The sequence below is a fragment of the Agromyces sp. NPDC058136 genome, assembly GCF_042884375.1.
Classification (GTDB): Bacteria; Actinomycetota; Actinomycetes; order Actinomycetales; family Microbacteriaceae; genus Agromyces.
On sequence record NZ_JBHVUA010000001.1, the window covers coordinates 895087 to 920539 of the forward strand.

The 25453-nt window shown below is 71.1% G+C and carries 26 protein-coding genes; 8 read left to right on the plus strand and 18 right to left on the minus strand.

The window, feature by feature from the left end; translation table 11 throughout:
* Positions 1-42: 42 nt before the first annotated feature.
* On the plus strand, positions 43-444 hold the full coding sequence (locus ACFVTX_RS04185; protein WP_386898299.1) for a VOC family protein: 402 nt from the start codon (positions 43-45) through the stop codon (positions 442-444).
* A gap of 10 nt (positions 445-454) precedes the next feature.
* Here ACFVTX_RS04185 and ACFVTX_RS04190 read toward each other — a convergent pair whose 3' ends face one another.
* From ACFVTX_RS04190 to ACFVTX_RS04205, 4 genes are all read right to left on the minus strand, one after another.
* Positions 455-1279 (minus strand): SURF1 family cytochrome oxidase biogenesis protein, encoded by an 825-nt coding sequence (locus ACFVTX_RS04190; RefSeq protein WP_386898301.1) that lies wholly within the window; start codon positions 1277-1279, stop codon positions 455-457.
* Positions 1280-1396: 117 nt separating this feature from the next.
* Complete coding sequence (locus ACFVTX_RS04195; RefSeq protein ID WP_386898303.1) at positions 1397-3145, minus strand: glycerol-3-phosphate dehydrogenase/oxidase; 1749 nt, start codon at positions 3143-3145, stop codon at positions 1397-1399.
* Between the two features lie 90 nt (positions 3146-3235).
* Positions 3236-4360 carry a GuaB3 family IMP dehydrogenase-related protein gene (locus ACFVTX_RS04200; RefSeq protein ID WP_386898305.1) on the minus strand — a complete coding sequence of 375 codons (1125 nt, stop codon included), beginning with the start codon at positions 4358-4360 and terminating at the stop codon, positions 3236-3238.
* 9 nt (positions 4361-4369) lie between these two features.
* On the minus strand, positions 4370-4966 hold the full coding sequence (locus ACFVTX_RS04205; RefSeq protein ID WP_386898307.1) for a TetR/AcrR family transcriptional regulator: 597 nt from the start codon (positions 4964-4966) through the stop codon (positions 4370-4372).
* A gap of 91 nt (positions 4967-5057) precedes the next feature.
* Here ACFVTX_RS04205 and ACFVTX_RS04210 point away from each other — a divergent pair, with 91 nt between their 5' ends.
* Positions 5058-5591, plus strand: a complete 534-nt coding sequence (locus tag ACFVTX_RS04210) for a DoxX family protein (protein WP_386898309.1) — start codon at positions 5058-5060, stop codon at positions 5589-5591.
* A 36-nt stretch (positions 5592-5627) separates the two neighbouring features.
* On the opposite strand, the gene ACFVTX_RS04215 is transcribed toward ACFVTX_RS04210, so the two are convergent.
* The gene (locus ACFVTX_RS04215; protein ID WP_386898310.1) at positions 5628-7328 is read right to left on the minus strand and encodes an ABC-F family ATP-binding cassette domain-containing protein; all 1701 of its coding nucleotides are present in this window, start codon (positions 7326-7328) and stop codon (positions 5628-5630) included.
* Positions 7329-7472: 144 nt separating this feature from the next.
* On the opposite strand from ACFVTX_RS04215, the gene ACFVTX_RS04220 reads away from it, so the two are divergent.
* Entirely contained in the window at positions 7473-8627 is a 1155-nt protein-coding gene (locus tag ACFVTX_RS04220; protein WP_386898313.1) for a MalY/PatB family protein, read from the plus strand.
* Between the two features lie 60 nt (positions 8628-8687).
* On the opposite strand, the gene guaB is transcribed toward ACFVTX_RS04220, so the two are convergent.
* Complete coding sequence (guaB, locus tag ACFVTX_RS04225; RefSeq protein WP_386898315.1) at positions 8688-10190, minus strand: IMP dehydrogenase; 1503 nt, start codon at positions 10188-10190, stop codon at positions 8688-8690.
* 405 nt (positions 10191-10595) lie between these two features.
* On the opposite strand from guaB, the gene ACFVTX_RS04230 reads away from it, so the two are divergent.
* The 4 genes from ACFVTX_RS04230 to ACFVTX_RS04245 are packed head-to-tail and all read left to right on the plus strand — an operon-like array spanning position 10596 to position 14408.
* Positions 10596-11747, plus strand: coding sequence for a branched-chain amino acid ABC transporter permease (locus ACFVTX_RS04230; RefSeq protein WP_386898316.1), 1152 nt, complete (start codon positions 10596-10598; stop codon positions 11745-11747).
* A 16-nt stretch (positions 11748-11763) separates the two neighbouring features.
* Positions 11764-12744, plus strand: coding sequence for a branched-chain amino acid ABC transporter permease (locus tag ACFVTX_RS04235; protein WP_386898735.1), 981 nt, complete (start codon positions 11764-11766; stop codon positions 12742-12744).
* Entirely contained in the window at positions 12734-13648 is a 915-nt protein-coding gene (locus ACFVTX_RS04240) for an ABC transporter ATP-binding protein (protein WP_386898318.1), read from the plus strand. Before ACFVTX_RS04235 ends, ACFVTX_RS04240 begins: the two co-directional genes overlap by 11 nt.
* Complete coding sequence (locus ACFVTX_RS04245) at positions 13635-14408, plus strand: ABC transporter ATP-binding protein (RefSeq protein ID WP_386898320.1); 774 nt, start codon at positions 13635-13637, stop codon at positions 14406-14408. Before ACFVTX_RS04240 ends, ACFVTX_RS04245 begins: the two co-directional genes overlap by 14 nt.
* A 465-nt stretch (positions 14409-14873) precedes the next feature.
* On the opposite strand, the gene ACFVTX_RS04250 is transcribed toward ACFVTX_RS04245, so the two are convergent.
* The 3 genes from ACFVTX_RS04250 to groES form a co-directional block, all read right to left on the minus strand.
* Positions 14874-16178 (minus strand): ABC transporter substrate-binding protein, encoded by a 1305-nt coding sequence (locus ACFVTX_RS04250; protein WP_386898322.1) that lies wholly within the window; start codon positions 16176-16178, stop codon positions 14874-14876.
* A gap of 219 nt (positions 16179-16397) precedes the next feature.
* On the minus strand, positions 16398-17348 hold the full coding sequence (gene rarD / locus ACFVTX_RS04255; protein ID WP_386898323.1) for an EamA family transporter RarD: 951 nt from the start codon (positions 17346-17348) through the stop codon (positions 16398-16400).
* A 105-nt stretch (positions 17349-17453) separates the two neighbouring features.
* Positions 17454-17750 carry a co-chaperone GroES gene (gene groES, locus ACFVTX_RS04260; protein WP_022889766.1) on the minus strand — a complete coding sequence of 99 codons (297 nt, stop codon included), beginning with the start codon at positions 17748-17750 and terminating at the stop codon, positions 17454-17456.
* A 215-nt stretch (positions 17751-17965) separates the two neighbouring features.
* Here groES and ACFVTX_RS04265 point away from each other — a divergent pair, with 215 nt between their 5' ends.
* Positions 17966-19153 carry an SAM-dependent methyltransferase gene (locus tag ACFVTX_RS04265; RefSeq protein WP_386898324.1) on the plus strand — a complete coding sequence of 396 codons (1188 nt, stop codon included), beginning with the start codon at positions 17966-17968 and terminating at the stop codon, positions 19151-19153.
* A 17-nt stretch (positions 19154-19170) separates the two neighbouring features.
* Here the strand turns inward: ACFVTX_RS04265 and ACFVTX_RS04270 are convergent, their stop codons facing one another.
* The 9 genes from ACFVTX_RS04270 to ACFVTX_RS04310 form a co-directional block, all read right to left on the minus strand.
* Positions 19171-19740: a hypothetical protein gene (locus ACFVTX_RS04270; RefSeq protein WP_386898325.1), complete on the minus strand. Its 570-nt coding sequence runs from the start codon at positions 19738-19740 to the stop codon at positions 19171-19173.
* A 7-nt stretch (positions 19741-19747) separates the two neighbouring features.
* On the minus strand, positions 19748-20449 hold the full coding sequence (locus tag ACFVTX_RS04275; protein WP_386898326.1) for a DUF4190 domain-containing protein: 702 nt from the start codon (positions 20447-20449) through the stop codon (positions 19748-19750).
* 40 nt (positions 20450-20489) lie between these two features.
* The gene (locus tag ACFVTX_RS04280; RefSeq protein ID WP_386898327.1) at positions 20490-20924 is read right to left on the minus strand and encodes a DUF4190 domain-containing protein; all 435 of its coding nucleotides are present in this window, start codon (positions 20922-20924) and stop codon (positions 20490-20492) included.
* A 139-nt stretch (positions 20925-21063) separates the two neighbouring features.
* Positions 21064-22119, minus strand: coding sequence for a tRNA (adenosine(37)-N6)-threonylcarbamoyltransferase complex transferase subunit TsaD (tsaD, locus tag ACFVTX_RS04285; RefSeq protein WP_386898328.1), 1056 nt, complete (start codon positions 22117-22119; stop codon positions 21064-21066).
* Positions 22116-22715 carry a GNAT family N-acetyltransferase gene (locus ACFVTX_RS04290; protein ID WP_386898329.1) on the minus strand — a complete coding sequence of 200 codons (600 nt, stop codon included), beginning with the start codon at positions 22713-22715 and terminating at the stop codon, positions 22116-22118. Before ACFVTX_RS04290 ends, tsaD begins: the two co-directional genes overlap by 4 nt.
* A complete protein-coding gene (gene tsaB, locus ACFVTX_RS04295; RefSeq protein WP_386898330.1) occupies positions 22712-23347 on the minus strand; it encodes a tRNA (adenosine(37)-N6)-threonylcarbamoyltransferase complex dimerization subunit type 1 TsaB in 636 nt (211 codons plus the stop codon). Before tsaB ends, ACFVTX_RS04290 begins: the two co-directional genes overlap by 4 nt.
* Before the next feature lie 10 nt (positions 23348-23357).
* The gene (gene tsaE / locus ACFVTX_RS04300) at positions 23358-23906 is read right to left on the minus strand and encodes a tRNA (adenosine(37)-N6)-threonylcarbamoyltransferase complex ATPase subunit type 1 TsaE (RefSeq protein WP_386898331.1); all 549 of its coding nucleotides are present in this window, start codon (positions 23904-23906) and stop codon (positions 23358-23360) included.
* Positions 23903-25084 (minus strand): alanine racemase, encoded by a 1182-nt coding sequence (alr, locus tag ACFVTX_RS04305; RefSeq protein ID WP_386898332.1) that lies wholly within the window; start codon positions 25082-25084, stop codon positions 23903-23905. The genes tsaE and alr overlap by 4 nt, the downstream gene beginning before the upstream one ends.
* Entirely contained in the window at positions 25081-25440 is a 360-nt protein-coding gene (locus tag ACFVTX_RS04310) for a holo-ACP synthase (protein WP_386898333.1), read from the minus strand. The genes alr and ACFVTX_RS04310 overlap by 4 nt, the downstream gene beginning before the upstream one ends.
* Positions 25441-25453: the final 13 nt, after the last annotated feature.

Consider the following 25453-nt stretch of genomic DNA (forward strand, 5'->3'; position numbering starts at 1 on the left):
ATACATACAGTCCGTATGTATTCAACGAGAAGGAGAAGAGCGATGCTCACCAGCTGCTACCCCGTCCTCTGCACCACGGATGTCTCCGCGAGCGCGGACTTCTACCGCGAGCACTTCGGCTTCGAGACCGCCTTCGCATCCGACTGGTACGTGAGCCTCAGGCATCCCGACAGCGGGCACGAGCTCGCGCTCCTCGACGCCGCACACGAGTCCATCCCCGCCGGCTACGGCGAAGCCGCACGCGGCATGCTCGTGAACCTCGAGGTCGATGACGTCGACGCCGTCGCCGCGCGACTCGACACCGCCGGCGTGCCGACCGTGCAGGCCCTTCGCAGCGAGGCCTTCGGCCAGCGCCACGTGATCGTGCGCGACCCCGGCGGCGTGCTCGTCGACGTCATCACCGAGATCGAGCCCTCGCCCGAGTTCGCGGCGGCGTTCGGTTGAGCCGCCGCCCTCAGCCCGCGTCGACCCCGTCGCGAGCGGCGGATGCCTCGGCCTCGGCCAACTCGTCGCGCTCGCGCTCGACGGCGTCGCGCACGAGCCGGTACCAGAGGTAGATCGCGAAGCCCGCGAACACGACCCACTCGACGGCGTAGAAGATGTTGAGCCAGTTGAACTCGGTCGACTGCTCGGGCGCCGGCGAGTAGATCGCCTCGAGCCCTGGTGCGGGCTCGGCCGCCGTGACGTAGCCGAAGTACACCGGGCGGTCGTCGTAGTCGGCCCACACGTTGATGAGCTGCGCGACCGCGAGCGACCGCATGAGGAACGGGTCTTCGTCGTCTGCCGGATTGACGGGCGCCTCGCTCGGCAGGAACCGACCGACGAAGCTCACCGTCTCGCCGGCGTCGACGGTGTCGTCGAAGCGGTCGGCCGCGGCCGCAGCGGTCTCCTCGTCGGCGGCCCAGCCGATGGCGACCGGCAGGCCGCCCTCCGCGGCATCCGAGACCTCGAGGTGGGCGACCACCCACCAGCCCGAGGCGCCGTCGTTGCGCCGGTCGGCGAGGATCACCGTGTCACCGGGCACGAACGATCCCGTGACCTCGACCATCTGGCCCGTCACCGCCTGCTCGGTCGGCGAATCGGGCTCGGCGACGCCGTCGAAGGGGCGCAGCTCCTCCGTCGGGTGCTCGACGACGACGGCCTGCTCGACCGCCCGTTCGAGCTGCCACTGCCCGAGCAGCGCGAAGGCCGCGGCGACGCCGAGGGCGGCGAGGAGCGCGAGCACCCAACGGGGCCGCAGCATCATGCGCAGGGTGGCGCGACGGGACTCGGCTGACACGATCGTCAAGCCTACCCGCGCGAGCCTGTGCTCCCGCCCCCGGTGGTGTGCCCCCGGGGTCGAGGAGCGCCGACGCGCAGCGCCGACGCGCGTGGAGACCTTCGTCGCGCCGAGTGTTCAGTCGACCTTCACGATGTCGGGGGCCTCGAGCCGCACGCGGTCGGCCGACTCGTCGTCGGGCTGCTCCTGCGAGGCGCGCTCGGCGGCGACCCGTTCGAGGTAGCGCTCGACCTCGAGCGTCTCGCGCGCCGCGTCCCAGCCGAGCACCCCGGCCATGAGCTTCGCCGCGACGGGCGCGGCCGAGACGCCCCTGTCCCATGCCTCGATCGAGATGCGGGTGCGCCGGGCGAGCACGTCGTCGAGGTGCAGCGCCCCCTCGTGCGAGGCCGCGTAGACGACCTCGGCACCGAGGTAGTCGTCTGCGCCGGGCAGCGGCTCGCCGAGCTCGGGGGTCTCGCGGATGAGGTCGAGCAGCTCGTCGGTCAACGTGCCGTAGCGGTTCAGGAGGTGCTCGATGCGCACCTTGTGCACGTCGAAGGCGCGGGCGATCTTGCCGCGCTTGTTCCACGCGGCCTGGTAGCCCTCGGCGCCGAGCAGCGGGATGTCCTGCGTCGTCGAGGCGGGGATCTTGCCGTCGAGCGCGTCGACGGCCGCGTCGATCGCGTCCTTCGCCATGACCCGGTACGTCGTCCACTTGCCGCCCGCGATGACCACGAGCCCCGGCACCGTGTGCGCGACGAGGTGCTCGCGCGAGAGCTTCGAGGTCTGGTCGCTCTCGCCGGCGAGCAACGGGCGGAGCCCCGCGTACACGCCCTCGACGTCCTCGCGGGTGAGCGGGATGGACAGCACCCCGTTGACGTGCTCGAGCAGGTAGTCGATGTCAGCGGCGGTCGCCGCCGGGTGGGCCTTGTCGAGGTTCCAGTCGGTGTCGGTCGTGCCGATGAGCCAGTGACGCCCCCAGGGGATGATGAACAGCACGCTCTTCTCAGTGCGGAAGATCATGCCCATCGCCGACTGGATGCGGTCGCGCGGCACCACCAGGTGGATGCCCTTCGACGCCCGCACCTTGAAGGTGCCGCGTTCGCCGACCATGCGCTGGGTGTCGTCGGTCCACACGCCGGTCGCGTTCACGACCTGCTTCGCACGGATCTCGAAGTGCTCGTCGGTCTCGAGGTCGTGCGCCTGGACGCCGACGACCCGCTCCCCCACCTTGATGAAGCCGACGACCTTCACCCGGCTCGCGACGTGGGCGCCGTAGAAGCTCGCGGTGCGCGCGAGGGATGCCACGTAGCGGGCGTCGTCGACCTGGGCGTCGTAGTACGTCAGCCCGCCGATGAGCGCGTTCGGGGCGAGCGACGGGATGGCCCGCTGCACCTGCCGCTTCGAGAGGTGCCGGTGGTGCGGCACTCCGGGCGGCCTGCCGCCCGTGTAGCTGAAGATGTCGTAGAGCAGCATGCCCGCGCCGATGTAGCAGCGTTCGATGACGCGCGTCTTCAGCGGGTAGAGGAACCGGACGGGCTTCACGAGGTGCGGTGCGATGCGCTGCAGGAGGAGCCCGCGCTCGATGAGCGCCTCGCGCACGAGGCGGAAGTCGAGCTGTTCGAGATAGCGGATGCCGCCGTGCACGAGCTTCGACGAGCGGCTCGAGGTGCCCGAAGCCCAGTCGCGGGCCTCGAGGAGTCCGGTGGAGAGCCCCCGGGTGACGGCGTCGAGCGCCGCCCCGGTGCCGACGATGCCGCCGCCGACGACGAGGATGTCGAGCTCTTTCTCCTTGAGTCGAGCGATCGCTGCGGCCCGTTCTTCAGGGCCGAGCTTCTGCGACCGCGTGACCGACTTCTTGTTCGCCGTCGTCGTCTTGCTCGCCATCGTGCACCCCATCCCCGCGGCCTCGTGGCTGGGCCGCGTGATCCGTTTCCACGCTACCCGAGTGCCCCCCGCCGGTCGAGGGTCTTGCGGCTACGACCCGAGGTACGGCTCGACGATCACTTCCACCCGCTGGAACTCCTTGAGGTCGGAGTACCCGGTGGTCGCCATCGAGCGGCGCAGCGCGCCGACGAGGTTCGCGGTGCCGTCGGCGGCCGGGGCCGGGCCGTAGAGCACCTCTTCGAGGGGCGCGACCTGACCGACGTGCACGCGGCGGCCGCGCGGCAGCTGCGGGTGGTGCGCCTCGGCGCCCCAGTGGTAGCCGCCGCCCGGGGCATCCGTCGCGCGGGCGAGCGCCGCACCGAGCATGACCGCGTCGGCGCCGCAGGCGATCGCCTTCACGATGTCGCCGCCCGTGCCGACGCCGCCGTCGGCGATGACGTGCACGTATCGGCCGCCCGACTCGTCGAGGTAGTCGCGACGGGCGCCGGCGACGTCGGCGACCGCGGTCGCCATGGGGGCGTGGATGCCGAGGGTCGCGCGGGTGGTCGAGGCGGCGCCGCCGCCGAAGCCGACGAGCACGCCGGCCGCGCCCGTGCGCATGAGGTGGAGCGCGGCCGTGTAGGTCGCTGCACCGCCGACGATGACGGGCACGTCGAGCTCGTAGATGAACTTCTTGAGGTTCAGCGGCTCCTGGTTCTTCGACACGTGCTCCGCCGACACCGTGGTGCCGCGGATGACGAAGAGGTCGACGCCCGCGGCGACCACGGTGCCGTAGAGCTCCTGGGTGCGCTGCGGCGAGAGCGCGGCAGCGACGGTGACGCCTGCTGCACGGATCTCGGCGATGCGCGCCGTCACGAGCTCGGGCTTGATCGGCTCGGAGTAGAGCTGCTGCATGCGCTCGGTCGCCCGGTCGGCCGGGAGGCTGCGGATCTCGGCGAGCACGGGCGCCGGGTCCTCGTAGCGCGTCCAGAGGCCTTCGAGGTCGAGCACGCCGAGACCACCGAGCTTGCCCATCATGATCGCCGTCTGCGGCGACACGACCGAGTCCATCGGCGCCGCGAGGAACGGGATGTCGAACTGGTAGGCGTCGATGGCCCAGCCGACCGAGACGTCTTCGGGGTCGCGCGTGCGCCGGCTCGGCACGATCGCGATGTCGTCGAATGCGTATACGCGCCGGCCCCGCTTGGAGCGGCCGATCTCGATCTCTTGGCTCACCGTCCCAGCCTACCGGTCGCGCCGGGAAGCGCCCGGATCCTCGGCGTCCCGCGGCTCAGCGGCCGACCTGGTGTCGGGCACGAGCCGGGCGGCGACCTCCCTGGCGAGCGCGTCGGGACGCTCGTCCGGTGCCGCGTCGATCGCGCCCGAGTTCCAGAGCGTGGCGAATCCGTGCACGATCGACCAGGCGGCGAGGCGGTCGGCGCGGGCATCGCCGAGGGCGCGGCCCGCGCCGGTGGCGAGGAAGGCTCCGGCCCGCTCGCGCGCGGCCTCGAGTGCGGGGTCGCCTGGGCGCAGCAGCTCGGTGCGGAACATCACCGCGAACCGGCCGGGTTCATCGTTCGCGAAGCGCACGTAGGCGACGCCGGCCTCGACGAAGTCGGCGCCCGCGGCCGCGAGCGCGTCGGCGAGGCGCTCGAAGCCGTCGGCGGCGATCGCGGTGAGCAGGCCCGAGCGGTCGCCGAAGTGGTGCGCGGGCGCGGCGTGCGAGACACCGGCGCGTCGCGCGAGGTCGCGGAGGCTGAGCGCATCGACGCCCCGCTCGTCGATCGCGTCCGCCGCCTCGTCGATGAGCGTCTCGCGGAGCCGGCCGTGGTGGTACGCCATGCGCCAAGCGTAGAACCGAGAACTAGTCATTGACAAGTTCAGTATCCGCGCCTATCTTGACAGTGACAAGTTCACGTGATGGGAGTCTCCGATGCACCGCACTCCGAGCAACGCACCCGCGCTCGACGACGCACGGGTCGGCCGTGCCGCCCAGGCCACGCCGACCGCGCGCGGCCCCTGGGCGAGAACCTTCCTCTCTCCCGTGCCGATCGCCTTCGCCGTCGGCGTCGCCGCGACCGCCCTCCTCGGCGCACTCGGCGTGCCTGCGCTCGGCACGTGGCCGGCCTGGCTCACCGGCGGCCTCGTCCTGATGTTCCTCATGGGCGCCGTCGGCCGGCTCGTCCCGGCCGTGCGCGCCGAGCTCGTCGCGATGGTGCCGCCGCGACTGCCCCGGCCCGAGCTCATCGTCGCGGCCACCGGTGTGCTCGAGGTCGCCGGCGCCATCGGGCTGCTGGTCCCGCCGACGCATCGGCTGGCCGCACTGTGCCTCGCGCTGCTGCTCGTGGCGGTGTTCCCCGCGAACGTGCACGCCGCCCGATCGAGCAGCGACGCCTCGCCGCTCCTGCCGCGCACGATCGAGCAGCTCGTGTTCGTCGGCGCCTGCCTCGCCGTCGCGTTCGCCTGAGCGAACGCGACGGCGACGGCCTCCGCGGCGACCCCGTCAGCGCACCCGCTGCACCCGCCCCTCGTCCCACACCGGGGCATCCGTCTCGACGACCTCGCCCGACTCGGCGAACACGACGAACCGGTCGAAGCTGCGCGTGAACCAGCGGTCGTGCGTCACCGCGAGCACCGTGCCGTCGAAGCGTTCGAGCGCCGCTTCGAGCGCCTCGGCCGAGACCAGGTCGAGGTTGTCGGTCGGCTCGTCGAGGAGGAGCAGCGTCGCCCCCGAGAGTTCGAGGATGAGGATCTGCATCCGCGCCTGCTGCCCGCCGGAGAGCTGTTCGAAGTTCTGCAGCGCTGCGCCCGCGAGCCCGTAGCGGTCGAGCGCGGAGCTCGCCGCCTCGCGCGCCATGCCGTCGCGGTTCGCGTCGCCCCGGTGCAGGATGTCGAGGAGCGTCCGCCCTCGGAACTCGGGGTGCTCGTGGTTCTGCGCGAACCAGCCGGGCACGACCCGCGCGCCGAGCACCGCCCGGCCCTCGTGCGGCACCCGCACGAGCGTCTCGCCCACGCTCGTGACGTGCCCGAGGGTGCGGTCGGGCTCGGTGCCGCCGCCCGCGAGCAGCCGCAGGAAATGCGACTTGCCCGAGCCGTTCGAGCCGAGCACCGCGACCCGGTCGCCGTACCAGACCTCGAGGTCGAACGGCCGCATGAGCCCGGTCAGCTCGAGCCCCTCGCACACGATCGCCCGCTTGCCGGTGCGGGCGCCGCGCAGGCGCATCGACACCGCCTGCGACGGCGGCCGCTCCTCGGGAGGGCCGGCCTCCTCGAACTTCGTGAGCCGCGTGGTGGCCGCCTTGTACGCGGCCGCCATGTCGGAGTTGTACTTCGCCTTCTCGCGCATGCGCAGCACGAGCGCCTTGAGCGCGAGGTGCTGCTCGTCCCAGCGGCGGCGCAGCTCGTCGAGGCGGGCGAAGCGATCGTCGCGGGCGGCGTGATACCCCTCGAAGCTGCCGCCGTGCACCCAGGCCGTGTTGCCTGCTGCGCCGAGCTCGATCGTGACGATGCGATCGGCCGCGCGCGCGAGCAGTTCGCGGTCGTGCGAGACGAGCAGCACCGTCTTCTGCGTCTGGCGCAGCTGCTCCTCGAGCCAGCGCTTGCCCGGCACGTCGAGGGAGTTGTCGGGCTCGTCGAGGAGGAGCACCTGCTCGGGCCCTCGGAGCAGCGCCTCGAGCGCGAGCCGCTTCTGCTCGCCGCCCGACAGGGTCGAGAGCTCGCGCCACTTCGCACGCTCGAACGGGATGCCGAGGGCCGCGAGCGTGCAGTGGTCCCACACGACCTCCTGCTCGTAGCCGCCGGCCTCGGCGTAGTCGGCGAGCGCGGTCGCGTACCGCATCTGCGCCTCGGTGTCGTCGTGCTCGATGAGGGCGTTCTCGGATGCCTCGAGCTCGAGTGCGGCGGCCCTGATGCGTGCGGGCGCCACCGAGACGAGCAGGCCCGCGACCGTGGCATCCGTGCCCTCGATCGTCTGGCCGCTGCCGACGAACTGATCCATGACGCCGAGGCCGCCGTCGACCTGAACGCTGCCCTCGTCGGGCTTGAGCTCGCCGCGGATGATCCGCAGCAGGGTCGACTTGCCCGCGCCGTTCGCGCCGATGAGCGCGGTCGTCGCGCCGTCCGTGACGCGGAACGCGAGGCGTGCGAGCAGCGGCCGCCCGTCGGGGAGCGAGAAGGAGACGCCGTTGACGTCGATGAAGCCCATGGCCTGAAGTCCGATCGGTCTGCGGCCGTGCTCGGGACTCCCGCGGCCGCGCCGCCCGATGGGCAGCCGACCAGACTACAAGCTCAGCGCACTCCCCTGCCAGCGCCCCTGCCATCGGCGGGCGTTCTGCGGCAAGCTGGAGGCATGCATCGCATCGCAGCCGAGCCCCTCGACGCCCTCCGCCACCGCACGAGCGCGAAGTGGCGCCTGTACGACGCCGACGTGCTGCCGCTGCCCGTCGCCGAGATGGACTACCCGCTCGCCGAGCCGATCGCGGCGGCCCTGCACGCGGCCGTCGACCGCTCCGACACCGGGTACGCGGCGGGCAGCCGCGGTGTCGCGGAGGCCTTCGTCCCGTTCGCGGCCGACCGCTTCGGCTGGGAGGTCGACCCGGCGCGCGTGACCTGCACCGGCGACGTCGCGATGGGGCTCGTCGAGACCCTCCGGCAGGTCACCGAACCCGGCGACGGCGTCGTCATCACCCCGCCGATCTATCCCCCGTTCTTCGACATCGTCACCGAGGCATCCTGCGCCGTCGTCGAGGTGCCCATGCGCGGCGGCATCGACGAGGGCTGGGCGCTCGACCTCGAGGCCGTCGACGCCGCGTTCGCGGCGGGTGCGCGGGCGATGCTGCTCTGCAACCCGCACAACCCGATCGGCCACGTGCCGCCGCGCGACGATCTCGCCGCCCTCGCCGAACTCGCGGCGAAGCACGGCGCGACGATCGTCTCCGACGAGGTGCACGGCCCCCTCGCGCAGCCCGGCACCGGGTACACGCCGTTCCTCACGGTCTCCGACGCCGCCCGCGAGCACGGGGTGACGGTGACGGCGGCGTCGAAGGCGTTCAACCTCGCCGGCCTCAAGGCGGCGATGGTCGTCACCGCCTCCGAGCGCGGCGACGCGGTGCGCCGGGCGTTCCCGTACGAGGTCGAGTGGCGCATGAGCCAGTTCGGGTCGATCGCCTCGATCGCCGCGTTCCGCGAGGGCGCGCACTGGCTCGACGGGGTGCTCGCGAGCCTCGACGACAACCGGCGGCTGCTCGCCGAGCTCCTCGCCGACGAGCTCCCCGGCGTGCGCTACCGCGTCCCCGACGCCACCTACCTCGGCTGGCTCGACCTCAGCGCGCTCGGCTGGGGCGACGACCCCGCGGCGTACGCCCTCGAGCACGCCCGCGTCGCCCTCGGCATCGGCCCCCAGTTCGGAGCCGAGGTCGGGCGCGGCCACGTGCGGGTCAACTTCGCCTGCACGCCCGAGGTGCTCGGCGAGGCCGTCACGCGGCTCGCCGACGCGGCGCGCTGAGCGCCGCAGACGCCGAAGGGCGGCACGGTCGGAACCGTGCCGCCCTCCTCGCGTGAGAACTCAGCGCGTGTAGTTCGGCGCCTCGACGACGATCTGCACGTCGTGCGGGTGCGACTCCTTCAGGCCCGCGGGCGTGATCCGCACGAAGCGGCCCTTGGTCTTCAGCTCCTCGATGGTGCGCGCGCCGACGTAGAACATCGACTGGCGGAGGCCGCCGATGAGCTGGTACGCGACGGCCGAGAGCGGGCCGCGGTACGGCACCTGACCCTCGATGCCCTCGGGGATGAGCTTGTCATCGGTGGGCACGTCGGCCTGGAAGTAGCGGTCCTTCGAGTACGAGGTCTTCTTGCCGCGGGTCTGCATCGCGCCGAGCGAGCCCATGCCGCGGTACGCCTTGAACTGCTTGCCGTTCTGGAAGACGAGCTCGCCCGGGCTCTCGGCGGTGCCCGCGAGCAGCGAACCGAGCATGACGGTGTCGGCGCCGGCGACGAGCGCCTTCGCGATGTCGCCCGAGTACTGCAGACCGCCGTCGGCGATGAGCGGCACCCCGACGGGCTTCGTCGCCTTGGATGCCTCGTACACGGCCGTGACCTGCGGCACGCCGACACCGGCGACGACGCGGGTCGTGCAGATCGAGCCCGGCCCGACGCCCACCTTCACGGCGTCCGCGCCGGCCTCGACGAGCGCCTTGGCGCCCTCGTAGGTCGCGACGTTGCCGCCGATGACGTCGATGTGCGCGAAGCTCGGGTCGGCCTTCAGCCGCCGGATGATGTCGAGCACACCGGCCGACTCGCCGTTGGCGGTGTCGACGACGATGACGTCGACGCCGGCGTCGCGCACGGCCTCCGCGCGCTCCCAGGCCTCGCCGAAGAAGCCGATGGCCGCGCCGACGCGGAGGCGCCCCTCGCTGTCCTTCGTGGCGTTCGGGTACTGCTCGGACTTGTCGAAGTCCTTGACGGTGATGAGGCCGGTGAGGTGGCCCTCGTCGTCGACGAGGGGCAGCTTCTCGACCTTGTGCTCGGCGAAGATCGCGAGCGCCTCGTCGGGGTTCATGCCGACGCGGCCCGTGATGAGCGGCATCTTCGTCATGACGTCGCTGACCTTCGTCGTCGGCTTCTCGAAGTCGGCGACGAAGCGCATGTCGCGGTTCGAGATGATGCCGACGAGCTTGCCCGCCTCGTCGACGACCGGCAGCCCGCTGACGCGGTACGTGGCGCACAGCGCGTCGACGTCGGCCACAGAGGCATCCGGCGTCGTGGTGACCGGGTTGGAGACCATGCCCGACTCGCTGCGCTTGACCCGGTCGACCATCTCGGCCTGATCGGCGATCGAGAGGTTGCGGTGCAGGATGCCGATCCCGCCCTGGCGCGCCATGGCGATCGCCATGCGCGACTCGGTGACGGTGTCCATCGCGGCCGACAGGAGCGGCGTCGCGACGGTGATGCGACGTGTGAGCCTCGAGCTCGTGTCGGCGTCGCTCGGGATCACGTCGGTGTGACCGGGCAGGAGGAGGACGTCGTCGTACGTGAGTCCTGTGAATCCGAACGGATCTGCCTGATCCATGACTTCCCTTCGTGTCGAATGAGGCCGCGCGCAACGCATGTTCGGCGACTCGGCGGTGCATCAATGTTAAGCGAGTTTGCACGCGAGGCATTCCCCGGATAACAATCGAGGGCCTGTTGTGCCCATGTCGGAAACACATGGGACATAATCGGCACGTACCGTCGACGACGTCGTCAACGGGAAAGGATCGGTCCCGGAGGTCCACTCGGCCTTCGGTGACCCCTTGGAGGTGCAGTGGAACCCACGAGAACAGTCCAGACACGCTCTCGCGGGAGGTGGATTCTCCTCCTCGGAATACTTCTGTCCGCACTCACTCTGTCCGGCATCGCAGCGTCCCCTGCGATGGCGGAGGATGGGAGTACGGCCTCGGAGTCCGAGGAGTTCGAATACCACTTCCGCGGAAACGTGCAATACAACGGCGAGCCGCTCGAAGGAGTGCTCATCACCGTCGAAGGAAACGGCTTCGAAGCCGAGACCGAGACGGATGCCGACGGCCGTTGGGAGATCGGCGTGCCCGAGAAGGCCACCTACGAGGTGAGCCTCGACGAGGACACGCTGCCGAAGGGTGTGGTCGTCGCCGAGGGCGGCGCGACCCGTGAGGCCGAGTTCGGCCTCACGAAGAACGCCTCGGTGAACTTCTTCCTCGGCGAAGGCACCCGCGTGACGGTGAGCTTCTTCGACCAGTTCGCGCAACGATTGTTCAACGGCATCAACTTCGGTCTGCTGCTGGCCCTCGCCGCGATCGGCCTCTCGCTGATCTTCGGCACCACGGGGCTCTCGAACTTCGCGCACGCCGAGCTCATCACCTTCGGTGCGCTCATGGTGCTCACCTTCGGGGTGAACCTCGGGTGGCCGCTGTGGGCTGCGATCGGCATCGCGCTGCTGCTCAGCGCGGCCTTCGGCTGGGGGCTCGACGCCGCCATCTGGAAACCGCTGCGCAAGAAGGGCGTCGGCGTCATCCAGCTCATGATCGTGAGCATCGGCCTCTCGCTCGCGCTGCGGTACACGTACCAGTTCTTCTACGGCGGTTCGACGAGCCAGCTTCCCGGCGCCACGCTGCCGAGCGACATCCGCATCGGGCCCATCGCCCTCTCGTGGGTCGACCTCCTGAGCATGGGCGTCAGCATCGTGGTGCTTCTCGCGGTCGCGTTCTTCCTGCTGCGCACCCGCATCGGCAAGGCGACCCGCGCGGTCTCCGACAACGCGAGCCTCGCCTCCGCGAGCGGCATCGACGTCGACGGCGTCATCCGCATCGTCTGGGTGCTCGGCGCGCTGCTCGCGGGCCTCTCGGGCATCCTCTGGGCGTACTTCCGCCCGGGCGTCAGCTGGGACATGGGCTTCCAGATCCTGCTGCTCGTCTTCGCCGCGGTCACCCTCGGCGGTCTCGGCACCGCGTTCGGCGCTCTCGTCGGCTCGCTCATCGTGGGCGTGTTCGTGGAGCTGTCGACGCTGTGGCTGCCGAGCGACATGAAGTACGTAGGCGCCTTGGTCATCCTGATCCTGGTGCTGTTGTTCCGGCCGCAGGGCATCCTCGGCCGTCGAGAGCGAATCGGATAAGGAGGGGACGACCATGATCGACTGGGGAGCAATCTTCGGAAACGCGGCCGTCGAGCTGATCAGCCCGACGACAGCCGCCTACGCGCTCGCCGCGCTGGGTCTGGCGATCCACTTCGGCTTCACCGGCCTGCTGAACTTCGGCCAGGCGGGATTCATGCTGCTCGGCGCCTACGGCTACGCCATCCCGGCGCTGAAGCTCGGCTGGCCCTGGTGGGCCTGCCTGCTGAGCGCCCTGCTGGCCTCTGTGGTGTTCGCGCTCATCCTCGGTATTCCGACACTGAGGCTCCGCGCGGACTATCTCGCGATCGTGACGATCGCCGCGGCAGAAGTGCTCCGGCTGGTGTTCACGACCAACGAGTTCCAGCCGGTGACCGGCTCGGCGAACGGACTCTCCGAGTTCCAGGCCGGCCTGCTCGAGTTCAACCCGTTCCCGCCCGGGCGCTACGGCTTCGGCCCGTGGGTGTTCGACAACCGGGTGTGGTTCTTCCTCGTGCTCGGCTGGATCGTCGTGGCGCTCGCCGCGCTGCTCACCTGGCTCCTGATGCGCAGCCCGTGGGGCCGCGTCATCAAGGGCATCCGCGAAGACGAGGACGCCGTGCGCTCGCTCGGCAAGAACGTCTACTCGTACAAGATGCAGAGCCTCATCCTCGGCGGACTCTTCGGTACGCTCGCCGGCATCATCTTCGTGATGCCGCGCGCGGTCGTGCCGTCGTACTTCCAGCCGACGCTGACCTTCATGGTCTACGCCATCCTGCTGCTCGGCGGCGCCGCGACCATCCTCGGACCGATCGTCGGTTCGATGGTGTTCTGGGTGCTCCTCTCGTTCTTCTCGGGCTTCATCTCCCGAGCGGTCGAGGCCGGCTGGTTCCCCTTCATGACCCAGGTGCAGGCCGGTCAGCTCCGCTTCATCCTTGTCGGCATCGCGATCATGCTGATCGTCATATTCATGCCGCAGGGCCTCCTCGGAAATCGGAAGGAGCTGGCTTTTGTCAAGTGATGCCACTCCCACGTCCAAGCCGGTGAAGACCACCGGTCTCCACGTCGGCGATGCCGCACCGGGCGTCAAGAAGCACGACCCGATCCTCATCGCCGACGGCGTCAAGCGCACCTTCGGCGGCCTCACCGCCGTCGACGTCGAGCACGTCGAGATCCCGCGGGGCGCCATCACGGCGCTCATCGGCCCGAACGGCGCCGGCAAGACGACCTTCTTCAACCTGCTGACGGGCTTCGACAAGCCCGACACGGGCACCTGGTCCTTCGACGGGCGCGCGCTCGCGCACGTCCCGGCGTACCGGGTGGCGCGCATGGGCCTGATCCGCACGTTCCAGCTCACGAAGTCCCTCGGCCTCCTCTCGGTCATGGACAACATGAAGCTCGGCGCGAAGGATCAGGTCGGCGAGAACCTCTTCCGCTCCCTCATCCCCTCGCTCTGGCGCAAGCAGGACGCGGAGATCGAGGAGCGGGCGCTCGAGATCCTCAACCGCTTCAAGCTCGATGCGAAGAAGGACGACTACGCGGCGAGCCTGTCGGGCGGCCAGCGCAAGCTCCTCGAGATGGCGCGCGCGCTCATGAGCAGCCCGACGCTCGTCATGCTCGACGAGCCGATGGCCGGTGTGAACCCGGCGCTGACGCAGTCGCTGCTCGACCACATCCTCAACCTCAAGGCCGAAGGCATGACCGTGCTCTTCGTCGAGCACGACATGCACATGGTCCGGCACATCGCCGACTGGGTGATCGTGATGGCCGAGGGCAAGGTCGTCGCCGAAGGCGACCCGCACTCGGTCATGGAGGACCCGGCGGTGATCGACGCCTACCTCGGCGCCCACCACGACGCCGACCTCGGTTCGACCGACACCGGTCACGTCGAAGCACTGAAGGAGCTCATCGATGACGAACAGTAGCCCTGCCCCGTCCGTCGCCGAGCCGCCCGCCGGTGACCTCGTCGTCGAGGTGCGCGACGTCACCGCCGGGTACCTGCCGGGCGTGAACATCCTCAACGGATGCTCGCTCACGGCTGCCCAGGGCGAACTCATCGGCATCATCGGCCCGAACGGCGCCGGCAAGTCGACGCTGCTGAAGTCGATCTTCGGCCTTGTGAAGGTCCGCGATGGCGGCATCTTCCTCCACGGCGAGGAGATCACGAACCTCAAGGCGAACAAGCTCGTCGCCCAGGGCGTCGGGTTCGTGCCGCAGACGAACAACGTGTTCCCCTCGCTCACCATTCAGGAGAACCTCGAGATGGGCATCTTCCTGAAGCCCAAGGGGCTGAAGGAGCGCCTCGAGTTCGTCACCGAGATCTTCCCCGAGCTCGGCAAGCGGCTCGGCCAGCGGGCGGGCTCGCTGTCGGGCGGTGAACGTCAGATGGTCGCCATGTCGCGCGCGCTCATGATGGGGCCGCACGTGCTGCTCCTCGACGAGCCGAGCGCCGGCCTCTCCCCGGTGCGTCAGGACGAGGCGTTCCTCCGGGTGAAGGAGATCAACCGGGCCGGCGTCACGACGATCATGGTCGAGCAGAACGCCCGCCGCTGCCTGCAGATCTGCGACCGCGGCTACGTGCTCGACCAGGGTCGCGACGCCTACACCGGCACGGGCCGCGAACTGCTCAACGACCCGAAGGTGATCGGCCTGTACCTCGGCACCCTCGGTCAAGACGAGGAGTAACCCGGCAGAATACGGCGAAGGGGCGGATGCTACGGCACCCGCCCCTTCGTCGTTCCCGGGTGCGCTGCCCCGACCCGCCCGCAGCGCGGCCGCTCGATGCACAGAGCCAGGATGCACCGTCCGCTCCCCGCCGCGCGTCGCGCATCGCGGGGCGGGGAGCGGACGTCGCGCGCCGACCGTACGGCGCTGCGGCCGCACGGCGCTGCGTCCGCAGCATCCTGAACGAGGCACGCCGTACCCGCTGTCGGCGCCGTGGTACGCCCCCCCAGGCCGCGAGACCGCGCTCGCCCGCTCTGCCCGCCCCCGTCCCGCCCCGCACCGCCCAGCCCTGGCCCGCCCACGGGCTTGCCACAGGGCACAGCAGCCCGCCAGACGGTGCAGCACCCACGACCCGGGGCAACAAACTCCCGGGCATACGGAAAGGGCCCCGGCCGAAGCCGGGGCCCTTCACGTCAAGCGCTTGGATCAGCCGTCGCCGATGCGCTCATAGGTGTTGTCGTCGAGGTACTGGAAGATACCGATCGTCGCCTCGGTGGGGTCGCCGTTCTCGTCGAACGTGATCGGACCGGACGGGCCGTCGTAGTCGATCTGCTGACCCTCGGCGAGGAGCGCGATGCCCTCTTCGTACGTGGTGACCTTCTCGCCGTTGCCGATGCCGCCCGAGACCTGCTGGAGGTACTTGGCGATCTCTGCACCGTCGGTGCTGTTGGCCGCGTAGGCCGCCAGCGCGAGCAGCACCACGGCGTCGTAGGACTCGGCCGCGTAGCTGTAGTCGGTCAGGTCGGGGTCGATGCCGAGCAGGCGGTCGGTGAAGTCACCGAGCGTGCCCGTGTCGAGACCCGGCAGCGTGCCCTTCGAGCCGGCCACGAGGCCCGGAGCGAAGTCGGCGCTGTAGTCGGACAGGTTGCCGTCGACGAAGTACAGCTGGTCGCCGGGGTAGCCCGAGCCGACCAGGGCCGGCGTGATGATCTTGGCCTGGTCGAACGTGACCAGCGCGATCGCGTCGGGGTTGGCCGCCGTGACCTCGGCGATCTGCGCGTCGAAGCTCGAGTCGCCCTCGTTGAAGAGCGCCTCGGCGACGACCTCGCCACCGGCCGCCTCGAAGGCGTCCTTGGTGAACTGCGCGAGACCGGTGCCGTACGAGTCGTTCAGCACGATGAGGCCGAGCGTCGCGTTGCCGTCTTCGGCGATCAGGTTGCCGAGCACCTCGCCCTGCAGCACGTCGGACGGAGCCGTGCGCCAGTACAGGCCGTTGTCGTTGTAGTCGGTGAAGTCGGCCGAGGTGTTCGCGGGCGAGAACTGGATGACGCCCGCAGCCACGATCTGGTCGATGACGGTCTTCGAGACGCCCGACGATGCGGCGCCGATGATGGCCGAGACGTCCTGCGAGAGGAGGTCGGTCACCGAGACGGTCGCGGTGTCGGTCGTGGTGTCGCCCGAGTCGCGGTAGACGACCTCGACGGCGAGGCCCGAGTCGACCGCGTTGACGTCGTCGGCACCGAGCTGGACGCCGGCCTCTTCGGGCGGGCCGAGGAACGCGAGCGCACCACTCTGCGGGAGGATCGTTCCGAGCTTGAGCGCGAGGTCGCGCTCTCCCTCGGCGATGGGCAGGGCGTCGCCGGCGTCCGCTGCCGGTTCTTCGGATTCGGCGGGGGCCGGGGTACCCGTGCTGCACGCGGTGAGGAGAAGGGCACTGACGCCGGCGATGGCGATGCCCGTCCAGGCTGCGCGAGCCGAGCGCGTGGCCGAGGCCTTCGCGAAAACGCTCATGTTGCTCCTTGGGACTGAAGGAATTGGTACACAATGCAGCGCCGTGGTGACGCCGTTGTCTGACAGTATTCCGGGGCATCCGCAGAAACAAGGGAACCCGGTCACAACCCGGTAACACCCGCCGGATCGTTACCGCTTCGACATTCTGGAGGGGTTCTGCGCACGGAATCCGCGTCATCCGGCGTCATCGTGCGCGGAATCCGCACACTCGCCGACGACTCAGACCGGCTCGGCGACCACCCGTTTGGGGGCCTTGCGGGCGTTGCGCAGCATGTCCACGGTGAGCACCGCGAGGGCGGCCCACACGAGGGCGAAGCCGATCCAGCGCTCGAGCGGCATCGGCTCGCCGAGCACCACGACGCCCACGAGGAACTGGATGAACGGCGCGAAGTACTGGATGAACCCCATGTAGATGAGCGGGAGCCGTCGCGACGCGGCCGCGAAGAGGAGGAGCGGCACCGCCGTCACGGCACCGGCGCAGAGCAGGAGCACCGTGTGCCAGGCCCCCTCCGTGCCCATCGTGAGCCCGGTCGTCGCGGCGACCCACCACAGTTGTACGGCGGCGAGCGGCGCGAGCCAGAGGGTCTCGAGCGTGAGCCCCGAGACGGCGTCGACGCGGGCGCCGACGCGCTTCTTGATGAGGCCGTAGAAGCCGAAGGAGAACGCGAGCAGCAGCGCGATCCACGGGAACTGCCCGTGACCGACCGCGAGCACGACGACGGCGCCGATCGAGATGCCGACGGCGACCCACTGCGTCGTGTTCAACCGCTCGCGCAGCACGAGCACCCCGAGGAACACGGTCACGATCGGGTTGATGAAGTAGCCGAGCGAGGCCTCGACGACCTGCCCGGAGGTGGCGGCGAAGACGTAGGTCTGCCAGTTCACGTAGATGAGCGCACCCGCAGCGCCCATCGTGAACAGCACCCGCCGATCGCGCAGCAGCGCGAGGAAGGCGTCCCAGCCGCGCGTCACGGTGATGAGGAGGGCGCAGAAGACGAGGGAGAGCAGGATGCGCCAGGCGACGATCTCGAGCGAGCCGGTCGGCGCGAGCGCGATGAAGTAGATGGGGAGGAAGCCCCAGAGCACGTAGGAGGAGATCGCGTACCCGAGCCCGGCCCGGTTGATGCCCGAAGGCGACGAGACGTCAGGGCTTGCGGGGCTGGGATTCACCGATACAGACTACGCCCGCGCGCCCCGGCGGCCAACGCCCCCGTGCGGACATGCAGAACGGCCCGGAGGCGAGGCCTCCGGGCCGTTCTGAAAGGTTCGTGTCGCTCAGCGAACGACGACCGCGAGCACGTCGCGAGCCGAGAGGACGAGGAAGTCCTCGCCGCCGAACTTGACCTCGGTGCCACCGTACTTCGAGTAGATCACCTTGTCGCCGACGGCGACGTCGAGCGGCACGCGGTTGCCGTTGTCGTCGATGCGGCCGGGGCCCACGGCCACGACCTCGCCCTCCTGGGGCTTCTCCTTGGCGGTGTCGGGGATCACGAGGCCCGACGCGGTGGTCTGCTCGGCCTCGACCTGCTTGATGACGATGCGATCCTCGAGCGGCTTGATGGAAACCGACACGGTTGCCCCTATCTCTCTGATGAAATACTGTCTTGCGAAGACTGGTTAGCAGCCTCTGAGTGAGAGTGCTAAGCCGAGTCTAGGCGCGTTTTGGCACTCGTGCAACGTGAGTGCCAGTCCGTTCACGGGCGGCGAACACCAGAGGCGGATGCCTCGTGCCGCCGCCGCTCGACGGCCGCCCACGCGTCCGTGCGCGGCGGTGCTAGCGTGGCCGGGTGGAACGCTCAGAGCTCGTCGAACTCCTCTCGCCCGAGGGGCTGCGCCTCCTCGACGGCCTCCCCGAATGGGACTCGAAGGCCGACATCGTGAAGACCGTCGCCGCGCTCCGCAAGCAGGGGCATCCCGCGTCCCTCGTCGCGACGGTGCTGAGCCAGGCGAAGCTGCGCGCCAAGGCCGGCGCCAAGTTCGGCCCGTTCGCCGCCCGCATGCTCTTCACCGAAGCGGGTCTCGAACAGGCGACCCGGCTCCAGGTCGCCGCGCTCCACGCGGGCCGGTTCTCGCGCGCCGGAGTGCGGCACGTCGCCGACCTCGGCTGCGGCATCGGCGGCGACGCGCTCGCGATGGCGGCGATCGACCTCGAGGTCACCGCGGCCGACGCCGACGAGGTCACCGCCGCGATCGCCGCGTACAACCTCACGCCGTTCCCGCAGGCGCGCGTGCTGCACGAGCGCGCCGAGGACGTCGCGCTCGGCGGCATCGGCGGTATCTGGCTCGATCCGGCGCGGCGCACCACCGCGGGCGGCACCACGACGCGCATCGCGGATGCCTCGGCGTACTCGCCGAGCCTCGACTTCGCCTTCGGCCTCGCCGACCGGTTCCCCGTCGGCGTGAAGCTCGGCCCGGGCACCGACCGCGACGTGATCCCCGCGGGCGCCGAGGCGCAGTGGGTGTCGATCGACGGCGACGTGGTCGAGCTCGGCGTCTGGCTCGGCGCGCTCGCGCGCCCCGGCGTCGGGCGCTCAGCGCTCGTCGTCCGCGGTGAGGTCGCGCACGAGCTCGCCGCGGCCGCCGACGCACCCGACGCACCCGACGGGCCGCTCGGCGACTACCTGTACGAGCCCGACGGCGCGGTCATCAGAGCACGTCTGATCGGCGACCTCGCCCGCGCGCACGGCGCGTGGATGCTGAGCCCGGGCATCGCGTACCTCACGGCCGACACCGCGTTCGACTCGCCGTTCGCACGGGGGTTCCGAGTGCTCGATCGCCTTCCCGCCGACGAGCGCGGGTTGCGCCAGGCGCTGCTCGCGCGCGGCGTCGGCACGCTCGAGATCAAGAAGCGCGGCGTCGACGTCGACCCCGCAGCGCTCCGCACGCGCCTGAAGCTGAAGGGTACCGAGCACGCGACGGTCGTGCTCACCCGCGAGCAGGGCCGGCACGTGGCGCTGCTCGTCGAGCGCATCTGAGGCGCGTCGACGGCGGCTCAGGTGGGCAGTGCGCCGAAGACGATCGCGTAGTACCCGATCCAGAGCGACGAGAACACGAGCCCGCCGATGCCGGTGCCGATGCCGATGAAGGCCAGCGTGCGACCGTGCTCCTCGCGGCGGAGGCCGAGCACGCCGAACACGATCGCCGCGATCGAGAGAGGAAGCATCCATCCGACGAACAGCGACGCGGTCGAGCCGATGATGCCCGTGACCGCGGCGACCCAGCTGTAGACGCGGCGCTGCTGCGCTTCCTCGACGACCTCGTACGGGTCGTACTCGGGTCGGTGCACCACGAGCAGCTGGCCGGTCGAGATGCGGCGGAGCTGCCCGGTGTCGACGGGGACGTCGAACTCGCGGACGGCGGGGTCGGCGCGCAGCGTCGGCTCGGCGGGCCGGTACGGGGCCAGGGGGTCGTCGGCCGGATCGACCTCGGGACCGTCGGATTCGGGACCGGCGGATTCGGGCACGTCGGGTTCGGGCACGTCGAGTTCGGGCCCGTCGGATTCGGGCCCGGAACGGCGGTCGGGGGCCTCGCCCTCAGGCGAGACCCCCGCTCGGTCGTTCATGTCGTGCTCAGTAGACGTCGTAGCTGTAGGGGGCGCTCGCGAAGAGCAGCGCCCACAGCACGATCGAGAGCAGGCCCAGGGCGATGCCGATGAAGCCGAGGATGATGCCCGTCAGCCACATGCCCTTCGCCGCGGGCTCCTTGCGCTTGCCGATGAAGCCGAGCACCACGGCCGCGGCCGGGATGAACAGCTGCATGATGCCGCCGACGAACGGGATCCACACGACGGCGAAGCCGCCGACGATGCCGAGGACGCCCGCGACCAGCGAGATGATGCTGTACACCGGCGAGGGCTTGCTCGGCGCAGTGCCGTACGCGCCGTAGCCCGGCTGCGCCGGAGCGCCGTACCCGGGCTGCGCCGGAGCGCCGTACCCGGGCTGCGCCGGAGCGCCGTACCCAGGCTGCGCGGGAGCGCCGTATGCGGGCTGTGCCGGAGCGCCGTATGCGGGCGGCGGAGGCGGCGTCGCCGCTCCGTAGCCTGCGGCGGGCGCGCCGTACGCGGGCGGGGCCGGAGGCGCCGGCGGAGCGGGCGGTGCCGGCGGAGCAGTCGGCGGCACGGGGGCAGCCGGAGGCTCGGGCACCGACGGGACCTCGGGAGTCGAGGCCTCGGGCGCTGCGGCGACCGATTCGGGCTCGCCGCCGACCGGCGCGTCGGGAGCGGCGGCCTCGGCCGCGCCCTCGACCTCGTCGGGAGTGTTCGGATCAGTCATCGGGACATCCTCAATCTGCTCGTGCGGGCGTCGACGCGGCTCAGTACGTGCTGTAGCTCGACGAGAAGCCGCCGGCCGCCGCGAGGCCGATGATCGCGATGATCCAGATCAGGCCGACGACGAGGCCGATGTAGCCGAGCACGAGGCCGGCGATCGCGAGGCCACGGCCCTGCTCGCCCGTCTTCTTGATCTGGCTGAGCGCGATGTGACCGGTGATGACGGCGACGAGCGAGATGAAGAACGCCGACACGAGCGAGACGATCGCGAGCACGTTGGTCTTCGAGGAGGCCGGCGCGGCGTACGCGGGAGCCGCGTAGGCGGGAGCGGCGGGCGCCTGCGGTGCACCGTACGCGGGAGCGGCCGGAGCGGCCGGAGCTGCGGGAGCGGCCGGAGCCGCCGGGGGCACGGCCGGAGCTGCCGGGGGCACGGGCGGAACGGCGCCGGCGGGCTGCTCGGGAAGGTTCGGGTCGGTCACGGTGGTTCCCCTCAGAATGCTGTGTGATCGCGGCCCCTCGGGATGAGGGGACGCACGGGGTACGTCGGAAGGACGTTTGTACCCCGCTGATTTCTCCTCACACTATCGCGAGGAGGGCCGCCTGCACAGGATTCAGGCGTCAGATGACCTGGATGTCGGTGACCGGGAGGGTCGAGTCGGCACCGAAGTCGAGCGACGACGGCGCGTGCCCGTTCATGACGAGCTGCGCCCCGAGCGCCGCGATCATCGCCCCGTTGTCGGTGCAGAGCGAGAGCGGCGGGATGCGCAGCGCGACCCCGGCCGCGGCCGCGCGCTCGGCGGCCACCTCGCGCAGGCGGGCGTTCGCGATGACGCCGCCGCCGAGCAGCAGACGGGGCACGCCGAGCTCGGTGCATGCGGCGATCGCCTTCGAGACGAGGACGTCGACGACCGCCTCGCGGAAGCTCGCGGCGACGTCGGCGACCGGCACCGGCTCGCCCGCCGCCTCGCGCTGCTCCACCCACCGCGCGACGGCGGTCTTGAGCCCCGAGAAGCTGAAGTCGTAGCGGTGCTCGACCAGGTCTTTCGGGCGGGTGAGCCCGCGCGGGAACCGGATCGCCGCAGGGTTCCCGCCGACGGCGGCCCGGTCGATCTCGGGGCCGCCCGGGTAGGGCAGGCCGAGCACGCGGGCGACCTTGTCGAAGGCCTCCCCCGCGGCGTCGTCGATGGTCTCGCCGAGCAGTTCGACGTCGGAGACGAGGTCGCGGACGAGCAGCAGCGAGGTGTGCCCGCCCGAGACGAGCAGCGCGATCGTGGGGGTCTCGAGCGGGTCGGCCGCGTCGAGGAGGTCGGCGCCGACGTGCCCGACGAGGTGGTTCACTGCGTAGATCGGCACCTCGAGCGAGAGGGCCAGCGCCTTCGCCGCGCCGACCCCGACCATGAGCGCCCCGGCGAGCCCCGGACCGCTCGTGACCGCGACGGCGTCGAGCTCGTCGAGCGAGACGGATGCCTCGGCGAGCGCCGCGCGGATCGTCGGGCCGAGCGCCTCGAGGTGCGCACGCGCGGCGACCTCGGGCACGACGCCGCCGTAGCGCGCGTGCTCCTCCATGGAGGAGGCGATGGTGTTGGCGAGGAGCGTCGTCCCACGGACGATGCCGATGCCGGTCTCGTCGCAGGAGGTCTCGATGCCGAGGATGAGGGGTTCACCGGTGTTCATCGGGTCGCCCCTCGGGTCGTGCCGTCGCCGGCGGGGCGGGTGACGGCGGGCGGGACGGCCAGCTGCATCATGACCGCGTCGACCCCGTTGCGGTAGTAGCCGCGTCGCACCCCGATCTCGACGAAGCCGAGCGACTCGTAGAGGGATCGTGCGATGGGGTTGTCGGCGCGCACCTCGAGGAAGAGCTCGGCGATGCCGCGGCGCCGCGATTCGGTGATGAGCGCGTGCATGAGCCCGCGCCCGAGGCCGATGCCCCGCGCGGCGGGGTCGACGGCGATGGTCTGGATGTCGCCCTGATCGCTGCCCGAGGGCGCGAGCAAGCCCGCGTAGCCGAGCAGCGGCGGCCACGTGGCATCCGTCTCGTGATCGACCCCCGCGGATGCCTCGTCGTCGGCCTGCGAGGGATCGATCGCCGTGATCGAACCGGTGCGCGCGGCGAGTTCGTCGTCGACCGCGACGAGGTAGTAGCCGTGGGGGCTCTCGATCTCGCGACGCATCGCGTCCTCGGGCCAGGCATCGTCGACGAACGTCGCACGTTCGAGCTGCATGATCGCGTCGAGATCGGCGAGCCTCGCACGGCGCATGAAGACGCTCACTGGAGCACCCGCTTTCCGGCCGAGGGCGTGACGTCGGGGGCGCGCAGGTAGAGCGGGGCGTCGTCGGCGAGCGGGAGTCGGCCGGCTGCGAACGCGAGTTCGGCGAGGAGGCCGAGCGCGCCGGCCGACACGACGGTCGCCTCGTATCGGATGCCGCGTGGTTCGGGCAGCGCGTCGCGAGGGGCGAGTCCGGGGCCGCTCACGCGCACGGGCAGCCCGTCGTCGTCGAGCCCGTCGAACTCCGAGATCGCGAACTCCCGGCGACGGGCGTCGGTCACGACCTGCAGCGCACCGGTCTCGCCGCCGCGATAGCGCGACCAGGCGATCGCGTCGTGGCTCGGCACGGGAACGAACGGACGCCCGATGCCGAGCGCGAAGGCGTGCGCCGCGGCGATGCCGACCCGGAGGCCGGTGAACGGCCCCGGGCCCATCCCTGCCGCGACGCCGGACAGGCGGCCGGGTTCGATCCGCGCGGCCGCGAGCGCGTCGCGGATGAAGCCGCCGATGACCTCGGCATGGCGCATCGTGTCGTCGGTGCCGGTCTCGGCGAGCACGCGGAGATCGCCGGTCACCGCGTCGCGGTCGACGATCGCGACGCTCGTGCCCGTCGAGGTGTCGATCGCGAGGAGCATGGAGTCAAGCCTAGGCGGTCGCGGCGTAGCGGGTGCCCGCCCAGCGCGGCCCGATGCCGCGCACGCCGACCGTGCGGGGCTCGTCGGCGTCGAGCTCCTCGTCGGAGTCCGAATCGGCGTCGTCGGCGCCGTCGCCGTCGTCGGCGCCGTCGCCGTCGTGCGCCTCGCTCGCGCCGGTCGGGCGCTCGATCACGATCTCGAGCCGCGAGTCGCTGAGCTCCTCGACGATCCCGGCGCCCCACTCGACGACGACGACCGAGTGCGCGATGTCGAGGTCGAGGTCGTCGACGAGCGCGGCCTCCCCGAGGCGGTAGGCGTCGACGTGGATGAGCGCCGGGCCGTCACCGAGGTTCGGGTGGGTCCGGGCGATGACGAAGGTCGGGCTCTGCACCGGGCCGCGCACGCCGAGGCCCGCACCGATCCCACGGGTGAGGGTCGTCTTGCCCGCGCCGAGCGGGCCCGTGAGCACGAGCAGGTCGCCGGCACGAAGCTCGGCGCCGAGCTCACGGCCGAACGCCGACATCTCTTCAGGGGTCGCGAACGACCGGACGACGCTCACGCGCGAGCCTCGCCGCTCGCGCCCACCCAACGGCGCGGCACGCGCGGGCCGATCCGGGTGACGATCTCGTAGCCGATCGTGCCCGTCCACTCGCCCCATTCGTCGGCCGTCGGCGCCCCGGTGGCGGGGTCGCCGAAGAGCACGACCTCGTCGCCGACCTCGACCTCGTCGTCGCCTGCGTCGACGATGAACTGGTCCATCGCGATTCGGCCGACGATCGGCCGGCGACGCCCTGCGAGCAGCACCTCCGCGCCGGTGCCCGAGGCGTGGCGCGGCACGCCGTCGGCGTAGCCGAGCGGCACGAGAGCGAGCGTGGTCGGCCGCTCGGCGTGCCAGATGTGGCTGTACGAGGCGCCGGCGCCCGGTTCGACGCGGCGCACTGCGGCGACCCGGGCGCGGAGCGTCATGATCGGCGTGAGCCCGAGGTCTGCAGCGGTCGTGCCGTCGCCGAACGGGGTGAGCCCGTACAGGCCGATGCCGATGCGCACGGCGTCGTAGCGCGCGCTCGGATCGCGCAGCGCCTGCTCAGTGGAGGCGATGTGCCGGATCACCGGAGTCAGGCCGGCCTCGCGGGCGACGGCGAGCGCACGGTCGAAGGCGGCGAGCTGCGCCGCGTCGACCTCGCGCGAGGTGTTCGCGAAGTGGCTGAACACCCCGACCACGTCGACCAGCCCGCCGCGCTCGAGTTCGGCGGCGCGGGCGACGACCTCGGCCCACTCGGACTCGGGCACGCCGTTTCGGCTGAGGCCCGTGTCGATCTTGAGGTGCACCCGCGCCCGAGTCGACGCCGCGGGGCCGCGATCGGCGACGGCCGTCGCCGCCGAAGCCGCGCGCTCGAGCTGCGACCGGCTCGAGATGCCGAGTTCGATGTCGTCGGCGACGGCTCGCGCGAAGTCGGGCTCGGGCCCGTGCAGCCACGCGAGCACCGGCACGTCGATGCCCGCCGCCCGGAGTTCGTGCGCCTCGGCGAGGTCGGCCACGCCGAGCCGGGACGCACCGCCCGCGAGCGCGGCACGCGCGGCGGCCACGGCGCCGTGCCCGTAGGCATCGGCCTTCACCACGGCGATGACCTCGGCCGGGGCCACGCGTGCGGCGATCGTGCGGACGTTGCCCGTGAGCGCGTCGAGGTCGACGACGGCCTCGCGGAAGGGCAGCCCCGTGGAATCCGGCCCGTTCATCGCACGCCCTTCTCGAGCACGACGAACGCGCTCGCGATGCCTGCGTCGTGGCTCATCGAGAGATGCACCCGCTCGATGCCGAGGCTCGCGACGTGTGCTGCGAGCGCCCCGGAGAGCACGAAATCGGGGTTCCCGTCGGCATCCTGCACGATCCGCATGTCGTGCCAGCGGATCACGGTGTGACCGCCGAGCGCCTTGATCAGCGCCTCCTTCGCGGCGAAGCGCGCCGCGAGCGAGCGGGCGGGGCGGTCGCGTTCGCTCTCGGCGAACAATCGTTCGACGAGCGCGGGAGTCCGGGCGATCGAGCGCTCGAAGCGCCCGATGTCCACGACATCGATGCCGATGCCGGCGATCACTCGGCCCCCGCGC

Coding starts and splice junctions, on each gene's coding strand:
- ACFVTX_RS04185 (WP_386898299.1), top strand. CDS start 43: ATGCTCACCAGCTGCTACCCCGTCCTCTGCACCACGGATGTCTCCGCG.
- ACFVTX_RS04195 (WP_386898303.1), bottom strand. CDS start 3,145: ATGGCGAGCAAGACGACGACGGCGAACAAGAAGTCGGTCACGCGGTCG.
- ACFVTX_RS04205 (WP_386898307.1), bottom strand. CDS start 4,966: ATGGCGTACCACCACGGCCGGCTCCGCGAGACGCTCATCGACGAGGCG.
- ACFVTX_RS04210 (WP_386898309.1), top strand. CDS start 5,058: ATGCACCGCACTCCGAGCAACGCACCCGCGCTCGACGACGCACGGGTC.
- ACFVTX_RS04215 (WP_386898310.1), bottom strand. CDS start 7,328: ATGGGCTTCATCGACGTCAACGGCGTCTCCTTCTCGCTCCCCGACGGG.
- ACFVTX_RS04220 (WP_386898313.1), top strand. CDS start 7,473: ATGCATCGCATCGCAGCCGAGCCCCTCGACGCCCTCCGCCACCGCACG.
- guaB (WP_386898315.1), bottom strand. CDS start 10,190: ATGGATCAGGCAGATCCGTTCGGATTCACAGGACTCACGTACGACGAC.
- ACFVTX_RS04245 (WP_386898320.1), top strand. CDS start 13,635: ATGACGAACAGTAGCCCTGCCCCGTCCGTCGCCGAGCCGCCCGCCGGT.
- ACFVTX_RS04250 (WP_386898322.1), bottom strand. CDS start 16,178: ATGAGCGTTTTCGCGAAGGCCTCGGCCACGCGCTCGGCTCGCGCAGCC.
- ACFVTX_RS04270 (WP_386898325.1), bottom strand. CDS start 19,740: ATGAACGACCGAGCGGGGGTCTCGCCTGAGGGCGAGGCCCCCGACCGC.
- ACFVTX_RS04275 (WP_386898326.1), bottom strand. CDS start 20,449: ATGACTGATCCGAACACTCCCGACGAGGTCGAGGGCGCGGCCGAGGCC.
- tsaD (WP_386898328.1), bottom strand. CDS start 22,119: ATGAACACCGGTGAACCCCTCATCCTCGGCATCGAGACCTCCTGCGAC.
- tsaB (WP_386898330.1), bottom strand. CDS start 23,347: ATGCTCCTCGCGATCGACACCTCGACGGGCACGAGCGTCGCGATCGTC.
- alr (WP_386898332.1), bottom strand. CDS start 25,084: ATGAACGGGCCGGATTCCACGGGGCTGCCCTTCCGCGAGGCCGTCGTC.